This window comes from Nonomuraea sp. NPDC050478, from assembly GCF_044458265.1.
GTDB classification, from domain to species: domain Bacteria; phylum Actinomycetota; class Actinomycetes; order Streptosporangiales; family Streptosporangiaceae; genus Nonomuraea; species Nonomuraea ferruginea.
Map to the genome: position 1 here is coordinate 28,817 of NZ_JBITHT010000001.1, position 12,163 is coordinate 40,979.

Annotated in this window: 9 protein-coding genes; 4 read left to right on the top strand and 5 right to left on the bottom strand. The window is 72.3% G+C overall.

The features are described from left to right. Window positions 1–47: 47 nt before the first annotated feature. On the top strand, window positions 48–1,487 hold the full coding sequence (locus ACIBF7_RS00150; RefSeq protein WP_271275688.1) for an MFS transporter: 1,440 nt from the start codon (window positions 48–50) through the stop codon (window positions 1,485–1,487). A 9-nt stretch (window positions 1,488–1,496) separates the two neighbouring features. Here the strand turns inward: ACIBF7_RS00150 and ACIBF7_RS00155 are convergent, their stop codons facing one another. Together ACIBF7_RS00155 and ACIBF7_RS00160 are read right to left on the bottom strand one after the other, a co-directional pair. Then, window positions 1,497–3,368 (bottom strand): ABC transporter ATP-binding protein, encoded by a 1,872-nt coding sequence (locus tag ACIBF7_RS00155; protein WP_271275687.1) that lies wholly within the window; start codon window positions 3,366–3,368, stop codon window positions 1,497–1,499. A gap of 34 nt (window positions 3,369–3,402) precedes the next feature. Continuing rightward, window positions 3,403–5,454, bottom strand: coding sequence for a PhoX family phosphatase (locus ACIBF7_RS00160; protein WP_271275686.1), 2,052 nt, complete (start codon window positions 5,452–5,454; stop codon window positions 3,403–3,405). Between the two features lie 124 nt (window positions 5,455–5,578). Here ACIBF7_RS00160 and ACIBF7_RS00165 point away from each other — a divergent pair, with 124 nt between their 5' ends. Beyond that, window positions 5,579–6,016 (top strand): sterol carrier family protein, encoded by a 438-nt coding sequence (locus ACIBF7_RS00165; RefSeq protein WP_148035182.1) that lies wholly within the window; start codon window positions 5,579–5,581, stop codon window positions 6,014–6,016. On the opposite strand, the gene ACIBF7_RS00170 is transcribed toward ACIBF7_RS00165, so the two are convergent. After that, window positions 6,013–7,461, bottom strand: a complete 1,449-nt coding sequence (locus ACIBF7_RS00170; RefSeq protein WP_271275685.1) for a hypothetical protein — start codon at window positions 7,459–7,461, stop codon at window positions 6,013–6,015. The genes ACIBF7_RS00165 and ACIBF7_RS00170 overlap by 4 nt on opposite strands. A 593-nt stretch (window positions 7,462–8,054) precedes the next feature. Here ACIBF7_RS00170 and purF point away from each other — a divergent pair. Next, entirely contained in the window at window positions 8,055–9,491 is a 1,437-nt protein-coding gene (gene purF / locus ACIBF7_RS00175; RefSeq protein WP_364229745.1) for an amidophosphoribosyltransferase, read from the top strand. Beyond that, entirely contained in the window at window positions 9,488–10,513 is a 1,026-nt protein-coding gene (purM, locus tag ACIBF7_RS00180) for a phosphoribosylformylglycinamidine cyclo-ligase (RefSeq protein ID WP_148035185.1), read from the top strand. The genes purF and purM overlap by 4 nt, the downstream gene beginning before the upstream one ends. Window positions 10,514–10,708: 195 nt before the next feature. Here purM and ACIBF7_RS00185 read toward each other — a convergent pair whose 3' ends face one another. Next, complete coding sequence (locus tag ACIBF7_RS00185) at window positions 10,709–10,930, bottom strand: DUF3073 domain-containing protein (RefSeq protein WP_148035186.1); 222 nt, start codon at window positions 10,928–10,930, stop codon at window positions 10,709–10,711. Between the two features lie 153 nt (window positions 10,931–11,083). Then, entirely contained in the window at window positions 11,084–12,163 is a 1,080-nt protein-coding gene (locus tag ACIBF7_RS00190; RefSeq protein ID WP_219546702.1) for a Glu/Leu/Phe/Val dehydrogenase dimerization domain-containing protein, read from the bottom strand.

Consider the following 12,163-nt stretch of genomic DNA (forward strand, 5'->3'; position numbering starts at 1 on the left):
CTCACCCAGCTGACCGCGGACGTACGTCGTACGTCATAGTGGAAGGCATGGTCGCCGTCTCCCCCGATCAGGCCCGGTTACGTTACGCGTGGCGTGTGTGCTCGGTCACCAGTCTGGGGCTGATCCTCATCGGCATGGCCGGCAGCACGCTCAACGTGGCGCTCCCCACCGTCGTGCGCCACTTCCACGCCACCCCGTTCCAGTCGGGGTGGATCCTGCTGGCCTTCCTCCTGACGAACACCGCGAGCCTGATGTTCTTCGGCCGGGTCGCCGACCTGCTCGGCCGGCGGGAGGTCTATCTGGCCGGGTTCGCCCTGTTCACCCTGGCCTCGCTGCTGGCCGGGTTCTCGCCGGACGTGTGGTTCCTGGTCGCCATGCGGGTGCTGCAGGCCGTGGGCGCGGCCATGATCCTGGCCAACGGCACCGTCATCATCACCGAGGCCTTCCCGCCCGACCGGCTGAGCCAGGGCATGGGCGTCTACATGGGCACCCTGTCGGTCGCCCAGCTCGCCGGGCCCACGCTGGGCGGGCTGATCGCGTCCACCGCGGGCTGGCAGTGGATCTTCTGGGTCAACGTGCCCGCCGGGCTGGCCGCGGTCGTCTGGGGAGCGGTCACGCTGCGCAAGATGCCGCGCGGGCCCCGGCGCCCGGTGGACGCGCTGGGCAACGCGCTCGTGTTCTCGGCCCTGTCGGCGGTGCTGCTGGCCCTGTCGGAGGCCGGGTCGGGCGGGCTGACCAGCCCGGTGGTGCTGGCCGGGGCCGGCGTGTTCGCGTTGCTGGTGCCGCTGATCGTGATCGTGGAGCGGCGGGCCGCCCACCCGGTGCTCGACCTGCGCCTGTTCGGCGGGCGGATGCTGGCTTGCGCGAACCTGGCCTCCTTCTGCAACGCGGTCGCCAGGGCCTCGCTGATCCTCGTGGTGGCGCTCTACTTCCAGGCGGCCCGAGGACTCGGTCCCTTCGAGGCCGGGCTGAGCGTGCTGCCTGTGCCGGTGGGCATGGGGCTGGCCTCGCCGATCGTGGGCGCGCTCGGGCGCAGGGTGTCGCCGTACGCGCTGAGCATCGGCGGGGCCCTGATGAGCTCCGCCGGGCTCGGCGCGCTCCTGCTGGCGACCGACCCCGGCACCCCGTACTGGGTGATCGGGCTCGGGCTGTTCGTGGCCGGCTGCGGCAGCGGGACCTTCCTGACCGGCAACACCACCCAGGTGATGGGCGCGCTGCCGAGCGGGAGCCTGGGCGTGGTGAACGGGTTCCGGCTCATGGTGATGAACGTCGGCGTGGTGCTCAGCGTCGGGCTGTCGCTGAGCGTGCTCGGCAGCGCCGTCGGCCCCGAGGTCCGGGCCCAGGTGTACGCGGGGACGCTGTCACGGCTCTCACCGGTGGCGCTCGACCAGCTCATGGCCGGCTTCCAGCGGACGTACGCGGTGCTGTTCGCGGTCGCCCTGGCCGGCGCCGCCCTGGCCGCCCTGGCCCGCTCCCCCCGCCGCTGAGCCGCGGGCTCACACGGCGACGACGGGCTCGGCGAACTGGGTGCGGTACAGCTCCTCGTAACGGCCGCCGGCGGCGAGCAGCTCGGCGTGCGTGCCACGCTCGGCCACCCGACCGTCCTCGATGACCAGGATGACGTCGGCGGCGCGGATCGTGGACAGCCGGTGCGCGATCACCACCGCGGTGCGCCCGTCGAGCGCCTCGGCCAGGGCCTCCTGCACGGCCGCCTCGTTGGTGGAGTCGAGCGCGGCCGTGGCCTCGTCCAGGATGACCACCCGCGACCCGGCCAGCAGCAGCCGGGCGATCGTCAGCCGCTGGCGCTCGCCTCCCGACAGCCGGTAGCCGCGCTCGCCCACGACCGTGTCCAGCCGGTCGGGCAGGGACTCGATCAGGTCGCCGAGCCTGGCCCGGCGCAGCGCGTCCCACAGCTCCTCCTCGGCGGCGTCCGGCCGGACGAACAGCAGGTTGTTCCTGATCGTGTCGTGGAACAGATGACCGTCCTGGGTGACCATGCCGAGCGTCCCCCTGATGGAGTCGGCGGCCAGGTCGCGCACGTCCACGCCGCCGATCCGCACCGCGCCCGCGTCCACGTCGTACAGCCGCGGGATGAGCTGGGCGATCGTCGACTTTCCCGCGCCCGACGAGCCCACCAGGGCGACCGTCTGGCCGGGCGCGGCGGTGAAGGAGACGCCGTGCAGCACCTCGACGCCGCCGCGGGTGTCGAGCGCGGCCACCTCCTCCAGCGAGGCGAGCGACACCTTGTCGGCCGACGGGTACGCGAAGCGCACGTCGTCGAACTCGATCGACACCGGCCCCTCGGGCACGGCCCGCGCGTCCGGCTTCTCCTTGATCAGCGGCTCCAGGTCGAGCACCTCGAAGACGCGCTCGAAGCTGACCAGCGCGCTCATCACGTCCACCCGGGCGCTGGCCAGGGCGGTCAGCGGCGAGTAGAGCCGGGTGATCAGCAGTGCCAGCGCCACCACCGAGCCCGCGTCCAGCCGTCCGGCCAGCGCGTAGAAGCCGCCCAGCCCGTAGACCAGCGCCAGGGCCAACGACGAGACCAGCGTCAGCGCGGTGATGAACGCCGACTGGGTCATGGCCGTGCGCACCCCGATGTCGCGCACCCGCCCGGCCCGCGCCGCGAACTCGGCCGACTCCCTGACAGGCCGGCCGAACAGCTTCACCAGCGTCGCCCCCGGCGCCGAGAAGCGCTCGGTCATCTGGGACCCCATGGCCGCGTTGTGGTCGGCGGCCTCCCGCCGCAGCCGGGCGATCCTGGTGCCCATCCGGCGGGCCGGCAGCACGAACACCGGGAGCAGCAGCAGCGCCAGCAGCGTGATCTGCCACGACAGCGAGATCATGACGGTGATCGCCAGCACCAGCGTCACCACGTTGCCCACGACGCCCGAGAGCGTGTCGGTGAACGCCCGCTGCGCCCCGATCACGTCGTTGTTCAGCCTGCTCACCAGCGCGCCCGTACGCGTCCTGGTGAAGAACGCGACGGGCATGCGCTGCACGTGGTCGAAGACCGCCGTGCGCAGGTCCAGGATCAGGCCCTCGCCGAGGCCGGCCGACAGCCAGCGGGCCACCAGCCCCAGCCCCGCCTCGGCCAGGGCCAGACCGGCGATCAGGCCCGCCAGCCCGATCACCACGCCCACCGGCTCGCCCGCGCCGATCGCGTCGAGCACCCGGCCGGCCAGCACCGGCGGGGCCACCGCCAGCGCCGCCATCACCACGCTCAGGCCCAGGAACAGCGTCAGTTTCCGGCGGTGCGGCCGGGCGAACCCCCACACGCGGCGGAGCGTCGCCTTCGAGATCTGGCGACGCTCCGGTTCGTTGTTCAGTGAATACAGCTGATGCCAGGCAGTCACTTCCATGCTCATGGCATGGAGGCTAAAACCTGAACCTCTCTTTAGGTCAAGCGCCGATCTTCTTGCCGCGCTCGTGCCAGACCACGGCCACCGACGGCCGCGGCTGGCTGCCCTCGCCGTCGGGCCAGCGGCTGGCGGGCCGGTCGGGCGTCGCGCCGTCCGCCTCGCCGGGGTGCTGCACCGCGACCCACACGCTGAGCTGGTCGTCGCTGATCAGCGGACCGCAGGTCTCCGCGGCGACCGGCACGGTGAGGAACTGGCGTACGTAACCGCGCTCCTTGCCCTTGACCGGCATCACGAACAGGCCGTCGTTGGTGCCGAGGGCGTTGCCGTCAGTGGAGATCCACAGGTTGCCGTCGGGGTCGAAGGCCAGGTTGTCCGGGCAGGAGATCGGCGACACCTTGGTCTTGTCGAACCCGGCGAAGTAGGTCGAGGGGTCGTTCGGGTCGCCGCAGACCAGCGGGACCGACCAGGAGAACTTCTTGGCCGCCGCGTCGTCGCGCTGCTCGATCAGCTCCACCACGTGGCCGTGCTTGTTGGCGGCGCGCGGGTTGGCCTCGTCCACCTGGGCCGGGGTGCGGTTGGAGTTGTTGGTCAGCGCGATGTAGACGCCGCCGGTGACGGGGTTGCGCTCCATGTCCTCGGGGCGGTCCATCTTGGTGGCCGACACCTTGTCGGCGGCGGCGCGGGTGTAGACCAGCACCTCCGCGGCGGTCATGCCCTCGACGAACGACCTGTCGCCGCTCACCAGCGGGATCCACTCGCCCGAGCCGTCGAAGGCGCCGTCCGACGGCAGCCTGCCCGAGCCGTCGAGCTCCTCCTTCGGGCTGTCGCCGGTGAACCTGGCGACGTACAGCGTGCCCTCGTCCAGCAGGGTGCGGTTGTGCCGGTCGTGGCCCTTGATGTAGCGGCCCTTGGAGACGAACTTGTAGACGTACTCGAAGCGCGAGTCGTCGCCCATGTAGGCGACCAGGCGGCCGTCACGGGAGATCGTCGTCGTCGCGGCCTCGTGCGCGAAGCGGCCCAGCGCGGTCCGCTTGATCGGGGTCGAGTCCGGGTCGAACGGGTCGATCTCCACGATCCAGCCGAACCGGTTGACCTCGTTCGGGTGCTTCTCCAGGTCGAACCGCTCCTCGATGCGGTCGAACCGGCGGCCCGCGGTGCCCGACGGGATGCTGTAGCGGGTGATGTACGGCTTCTGCGCCTCGGGGACCTTGTCACCGTTGACGAAGTACTGGTTGAAGTTCTCCTCGGCGGTCAGCACCGTGCCCCACGGGGTGGTGCCGCCGGCGCAGTTGTTGAGCATGCCGACCGGCTTGACGCCCTTGGGGTCGGCGGCCGTCTTCAGCAGGTCGCTGCCGGCGGCCGGACCGGAGAACCGCATCGGCGTCGACACCGTGATCCGCCGGTTGTAGCGGCGGCGCCCGTTGGTGACGAGCTTCCACTCGCCCGTGTTGCGGACCCGCTCCACCTCGACCACCGAGCCGCCGTGGGCCGCCATCGCGATCTTGATCTGCTCCTCGGTGGCCGCCGTCCCGCCGGTGTAACCGCGGAACATCAGGTTCTCGTCGGTGTACTCGTGGTTCACCCACAGCAGCCCGCGGTTGCGGTTCATCTCGAAGAGCGTCACGTAGTCACAGTTGTAGCCGAACTGCATGGCCTGCGCCTCGGCCGTCTGGTTGTCGAAGTCGAACGCGGGCGCGCCCGGCAGCACCGGGTCACCCCAGCGCACCACCGCCGACGACCTGTACCCCTTGGGCACGGTCAGCGCGTCAGCCTTGTTGGGCGCCACCGGCTCGAAGCCGAGCCCGCCCTTGCCACGCGGGGGGCCGGACCTGCCCGGGTCGGCCATCGCCGGGGCCGCCCCCATCGTCACGCCGGCGCCGGCCACCAGCGCGCCCAGCGCACCGGCGCGCAGCACGCCCCGGCGGGACAGCGCCTGCTCGGCCACCTCGCCGAAGTACGGGTTGCCGCTGGTGTTGGCCACGTCGTGCGCGCACTGGTTGCCGCATCGGAACTGACAGGTCATCGCGGATCGGCCACCCTTGTGCGGGGTGGAAAGCAGCGGCAGCAGCCGGCGCGGCGACAGGTTCGCCACAGGGTCCTCCAAGGTTGCGCGGTTCTCCCGCCGGGACGTTACGGTCACCGCACCAACCCGGGATGAACGAACGCCACCGCCTCGATGAACGCTTTACCGTCGCCCGTCAGAGGACAATGGGGCGGTGCCACCACGCAGAATCGACCCCGAGAAGCTGAGATCCGCCCTCGACGACCAGCTCGTCGCGCTCGACCGGCCGCCCTACGACGGGCCCGCCGACGCCCTCACGGGGGCGCTCGTCGCCGCCGTGCTCGCCGCCTACGACCGCGGCCTCCAGCCCGAGCGCTCAGCGGCCCGTCTGGTCGTGCGTCACCTGCTCGACCGGCTCGTCACCGCCGCGCCCGGCCGCACCGTCGAGGTCCGCGTCCCCCCGTACGCTGCCGTCCAGGCGATCGCCGGCCCCCGCCACACCCGCGGCACCCCGCCCAACGTCGTCGAGACCGACCCGCGCACCTGGATCGAGCTGGCCACCGGCCGCCTCACCTGGGCGGAAGCGGTGGCCGCCGGCACCGTCTCGGCCAGCGGCGCCCGCGCCGACCTGTCAGCCCACCTGCCGGTCTAGCGCGGGCCCCGCATCCACGGGATCCGCTCCTCGAAGCACCGGTCCGCGAGGCCCTGGGGCAACCGGCCGCAATCCTGCACGATGTCCCAGAACCAGAGGGACACCGCGCCGAACACCAGCAACGCCAGCACACTGAAGGCGATCCCGGTGATCGCCCTGCCCTTGCCCACCCGCCGGACCAGCGCCATGATGCCGAACACGATCGACAGGATCGCCGTGAGCAGGCCGATGAAGCACACGAACACCAGGAACGGGCTCGCCACCCCGAGCACCAGCGACGCGGTCGCCAGCCCGCTCCCGGGCTGCGCGGCCTGCCACTCGCCGTACCCGGGTCCCCCACCCGGCGGCCCCCCGTACGGACTCGACGGCGACGTCCCCGGCACCGGCCCCTGCTCCCCGTACGGCCCACCCCCGGCTCCCCCGTACGGCGACGGCCCCCCGTACGGCGACGCCGGCCCTCCATAAGGCGACGCCCCACCCTCCGGCCTCCCGTAGGGCGACTCCGCACCCTCCGGCCTCCCGTACGGCGACTCCGCACCCTCCGGCCTCCCGTACGGCGACTCCGCCCCCTCCGGTCTGCCGTACGGCGGCTCCGTGCCCTCTGGCCCGCCCTGAGGCGACTCCGCCCCCTCCGGTCTGCCGTACGGCGAGCCTCCGCGCTCCGGCCCGCCGTGAGGCGACTCCGCCCCCTCCGGTCTGCCGTACGGCGACTCCGCGCCCTCCGGCCCCCCGTGAGGCGGCGCTCCGCGCTCCGGTCCGCCGTGCGGCTCGGGGGCTCCTTCTGCAGTTCCTTCGTGTGGTGGGGTGGCTCCGGGGGCGGTGGGCCGGCCCTCGGAGGGCGGACGGCCGCCGGTGGGTTCTCCGCTCTCGGGATGCTTTCCGCTGTCGGCGAAGGCCCCGCGGCCTTCGCCGTGCGCCCAGTACGGCGGTTGCTCGGCCCCGCGTGGGCCCGGCCCCTCGCCGGTGGCGGGGCGCTGGCCGGGAGTTGCACCGGCTTCGCCCTCGGGCCAGTCCTCGCCGTACCTGGGAGTGTCATCGGGCGGCGGGACACGGTGCGCGCCGTAGGCCTGCGGACCGCTGCCGGGCTGCTGACGGTGCGCGCCGTAGGACTCGCCTTCCGGACGACCCGGACGCGCGCCGTGAGGCTCGTCCCCCTCCGGCCGGCCGGGACGGGGGACGTCGGGACCGCTCTCGTACGAAGGTTCCGCGAACGGCAGGGGCTCACCCGTGGAGGGCTCCTCGAAGCGGGACGGGGTGCGGTCCTCGGGCTCCTCGTAGCGGGACGGGGGCCGGGCACCGGGGGTGGTGGGCTGGTCCTCGGAGGTGCCCTCCCACCCGGGGTACGGCGGAGTGCCGCCAGGGGTGGGATAGGCGCGGCCCTTGTCGTCGTCCCTGGGCGGGACCTCGAACACCGCCGTCCGCTCGGCGTCACTCTCGTCGGGCACCTGGGCGGGTGGCGGCGTCTCCGGTGATTCGGGCAGGTCCGGATGCCGCGGCTCCCCAGGCCCTCCCCCGGGCGCCGGCCCCGGAGAGGGTTCCCCAGGAACGGGACCCGGACCGGGCGAGGGTTCAGGTTCCACGGGACCCGGACCGGGCGAGGGTTCAGGTTCCACGGGACCCGGACCGGGCGAGGGTTCCGGTTCTATGGGACCCGGTTCGGGGCGGTAGGGCCGGTCGGGTTCGGGCACGACGGGAGGCTTAGGAGCGAGAGGTTCCTCACCCTCGCCGGGCTCCTCCGTCCGGCCGCCGTCATCGCCGGCGGCCCCCTGAGGACGCTCGTCCGCGGGGTCATCCGGGGCGCCTTCGGCCCACCAGGGGCGGTCCGGTTCGGGGTGGTCGTTCGGGTCGCCAGGTGTGGTCACGTTCCGCTCTCCCGACGGGGTCTGCATGCCGGATACTTCACCTTTTCGCAGGAGCGGCACTTGAAACCTGACGACACGGGTAACCCCCCGGTCATCTTCCGTCCAAACGGGCGCGGTCCGGCGAGGACGCACCCCGGGTGCGCGAGCACGAAGCCGGCCGACCTAGACTGAACTACGTGCTGAAGGGCGACGGCCGGCTCGGCCATGACCTGGACCCCGACGACCGCGCGCCGAAAGACGCCTGCGGCGTGTTCGGCGTCTGGGCGCCAGGCGAGGAAGTGTCCAAACTCACCTACTACGGGCTGTACGCGTTGCAGCACCGCGGCCAGGAGTCCGCGGGCATCGCGGTCAGCGAGGGCAGCCGCATCCTCGTCTACAAGGACATGGGCCTGGTGGCCCAGGTCTTCGACGAGTCCGTGCTCGGCACCCTCCGCGGCCACCTGGCCATCGGCCACTGCCGCTACTCCACGACCGGTTCCAGCGTGTGGGAGAACGCGCAGCCCACGCTGAGCTCGACCGACGTGGGCGGGCTCGCGCTGGCCCACAACGGCAACCTGATCAACACCCCGGCGCTGGCCCAGCGTCTGGAGCCCGGCACGACCCGGGCGACCACCGACACCGAGGTGCTCACCACGCTCCTCGCGCAGGATCGCAGCCGGTCCGTCGAGGACGCCGCCGCCGAGCTGCTGCCGCAGGTCAAGGGCGCGTACTCACTGGTGTTCATGGACGAGACGACGCTCTACGCCGCGCGCGACCCGCAGGGCATCCGCCCGCTCGTGCTGGGCAGGCTGGAGCGCGGCTGGGCGGTGGCGTCGGAGACGGCGGCGCTCGACATCGTCGGCGCCACGTTCGTCCGCGAGATCGAGCCGGGCGAGCTGCTCACGATCGACGAGCGCGGCGTCCGCTCGCGCAGGTTCGCGCTGGCGGAGCCCAAGGGCTGCCTGTTCGAGTACGTCTACCTCGCCCGCCCCGACACGACCATCGCCGGGCGCGGCGTGCAGGTCACCCGGGTCGAGGTGGGCCGGGTGCTGGCCCGCGAGCATCCGGTCGAGGCCGACCTGGTGATCCCGACGCCCGAGTCCGGCACCCCCGCCGCCGTGGGCTACGCCCAGGAGAGCGGCATCCCTTACGGCCAGGGCCTGGTGAAGAACTCCTACGTCGGCCGCACGTTCATCCAGCCGTCGCAGACGATCCGCCAGCGCGGCATCCGGCTCAAGCTCAACCCGCTGCGCGAGGTCGTCGAGGGCAAGCGCCTGGTCGTGGTCGACGACTCGATCGTGCGCGGCAACACCCAGCGGGCCATCGTGAAGATGCTGCGGGAGGCCGGCGCGAGCGAGGTGCACGTACGGATCTCGTCGCCGCCGGTCGCGTGGCCGTGCTTCTACGGCATCGACTTCGCCACCCGCGCCGAGCTGATCGCGGGCTCGCTGTCGGTGGAGGAGATCCGGGCCTCGCTCGGCGCCGACTCGCTCGGCTACATCTCGCTCGAAGGGCTCACCAAGGCCACCACGATCCCCGCCGAGCGGCTCTGCCGGGCCTGCTTCGACGGCTCCTACCCGATCCCGATCGACGAAGACAACGTCGGCAAGTTCGTCCTGGAGAGCAAGGCGTGACCACCTACGAGGCCGCGGGCGTCGACATCGAGGCGGGCGAGCGCGCGGTCGCGCTGATGAAGGACAAGGTGGCCCGCTCGCGCCGCCCGGAGGTGGTCGACGACGCCAGCGGCTTCGCCGGGCTGTTCGACGCGTCGGCGCTGCTGCGTTACCGGCGGCCGCTGCTGGCCACGTCGACCGACGGGGTCGGCACCAAGGTCATGATCGCGCAGCGCTACGGCAAGCACGACACGATCGGCGTCGACCTGGTCGGCATGGTCCTCGACGACCTGGTGGTGTGCGGGGCCGAGCCGCTGTTCATGACCGACTACATCGCCTGCGGCAAGGTCGTGCCCGAGCGGGTCGCGGAGATCGTCGGCGGGGTGGCCGAGGGCTGCCGGCTGGCGGGCGCGGCGCTGGTGGGCGGAGAGACGGCCGAGCACCCCGGTGCGATGGGGCCCGACGAGTACGACCTGGCGGGCGCCGGCACGGGCGTCGTCGAGGCCGACGCGATGCTCGGTCCCGACCGGGTCCGCGAGGGCGACGTGGTGCTGGGGCTGGCGTCGTCGGGCGTCCACTCCAACGGCTACTCGCTGGTGCGCCACGTGCTCAAGCTGGCCGACCTCTCCCTCGACGCGGAGCTGCCCGAGCTGGGCCGGCCGCTGGGCGAGGAGCTCCTGGAGCCGACGCGCATCTACTCGCTCGACTGCCTGGAGCTGGCCCGCACGGTCGAGGTGCACGCCTACGCGCACATCACCGGCGGCGGGCTGGAGGGCAACGTGTCCCGCTCGCTGCCCGGCCATCTGGACGCGGTGCTCGACCGCTCGTCGTGGACTCCTCCGGCGATCTTCCAGGTGCTGGCGGGCCACGGCCGCATCGCGCAGGCCGACCTCGACCGTACGTTCAACCTGGGTGTCGGGATGGCGGCGATCGTTCCGGCGGAGGTCGCCGACGAGGCGGTCCGCCTGCTGGAAGGGCGCGGGCTGCCCGCGTGGGTGCTGGGCGAGGTCGTGCCCGGCGAGGGCCGCGCCCGCTACCGCTGAACAGCTTCCGGTGTGCCGGGCGCTACCGGTTGATCGCGCCCGGCCATCCCGTGTCGCCGGACACGTACACCTCTCACCCGGCACGACGCGAGCGTGACGAAGCCCCACGGGTGGCCCGTGGGGCTTGCGCGCTTCGGGCTGGGCGCCCGGCGGATGCCGGGCACTCGCCACGGTCAACGGGAAGAGTGAGAACGGCTAGCGGCGGCCGGACGATCGTCCGCCGTCGTCGTCTCCGTAGTCGTCGGCGTAATCGGCATAGCGATCCGCCAGCTCGTCGTTGAGGTCGTCGGCGTCGTCGTTGCTGGAGTCTCCGACCCCGAGTTCGTCGCGAAGTCGGTCGAGATCCGTGCCACCGCTGTTGTACTTCAGCTGGCGAGCAACCTTGACCTGCTTGGCCTTTGCTCGGCCGCGCCCCATTGGCTCGACCCCCTCGTGTGGGGTCGTCTCCCGACCCCTCGTCGCTAACGCACCACACGCTGACGCCGCCCTTGCATCGGGCGTCAGCCTATCGTTCGCCTATTACCGTACCTGTTTTGTGCCCAGCTCGGTACGTCGTATGAGCGCGGGGCGTCAGCGCCCTAGCCAAATGCCCCTAATCCGCCCGACTTCCGACATTCTGCGCTCTGCCAGCCTATCCGCTGCCACCGCCGGGGGTACGCCTTCCTCCGACGCGATCGCGAAGATCTTCAGGGTCGTGTCGTAGATCCCCATCGCCTTGGCGCGGGCGCGCTCCATGTCGAAGCCGCCGATCTCGTCGGACACCTGGATCACGCCGCCGGAGTTGACGACGTAGTCGGGCGCGTAGAGGATGCCGCGCTCGTCGAGCTGCTTCTCCACGCCGGAGTGGGCGAGCTGGTTGTTGGCCGCGCCGCAGACGACCTTGGCGCGCAGCGTGGACACCGTGGCGTCGTCGAGCGCGCCGCCCAGCGCGCACGGCGCGAACACGTCGATGTCCGCCGCGGTCAGCTCCCGCGCGTCGGCGACCACGTCGACCTCGGGGTGGAGCCGCTTGACGCGGTCGATCGCCCGCTCGCTGACGTCGCAGATCACCACGTCGGCGCCGTCGTCGCGGAGCAGGCTGACCAGGCGGTGGCCGACCTTGCCGACGCCCTCGACGCCGACCCGCCTGCCGCGCAGCGTCGGGGCGCCGAAGACCCGCTCGGCCGAGGCGCGCATGCCCTGGAAAACGCCGAACGCCGTCAGGATGGAGGAGTCGCCGGCGCCGCCGTGGGCGACGGTGCGGCCCACGACGAAGCGGGACTCGCGGGCGATGAGGTCCATGTCCTCGCTGTAGGTGCCGACGTCGCAGGCCGTGATGTAGCGGCCGCCGAGCGACTCGACGAAGCGCCCGTACGCGCGCAGCAGCGGCTCGCTCTTGTCGCGGGCGGGATCGCCGATGATGACGGCCTTGCCGCCGCCGAGGTCGAGGCCGGCCAGCGCGTTCTTGTAGGCCATGCCCTTGGCGAGGTTGAGCACGTCGGCCAGGGCGGCCTGCTCGCTCTCGTACGGGTAGAACCTGGTGCCCCCGAGAGCGGGGCCGAGTGCGGTGTTGTGGATGGCGATGATGGCGCGAAGGCCGCTCTGCTCGTCGGCGCAGAAGACGACCTGCTCGTGAACGTCCTTGTGGGACGCACCGAAGACGTCGGTCAC

What these genes read in the sequence shown, in the direction of transcription:
- ACIBF7_RS00150 (WP_271275688.1), top strand. Translation starts at nt 48, where the DNA reads ATGGTCGCCGTCTCCCCCGATCAGGCCCGGTTACGTTACGCGTGGCGT.
- ACIBF7_RS00155 (WP_271275687.1), bottom strand. Translation starts at nt 3,368, where the DNA reads ATGAGCATGGAAGTGACTGCCTGGCATCAGCTGTATTCACTGAACAAC.
- ACIBF7_RS00185 (WP_148035186.1), bottom strand. Translation starts at nt 10,930, where the DNA reads ATGGGGCGCGGCCGAGCAAAGGCCAAGCAGGTCAAGGTTGCTCGCCAG.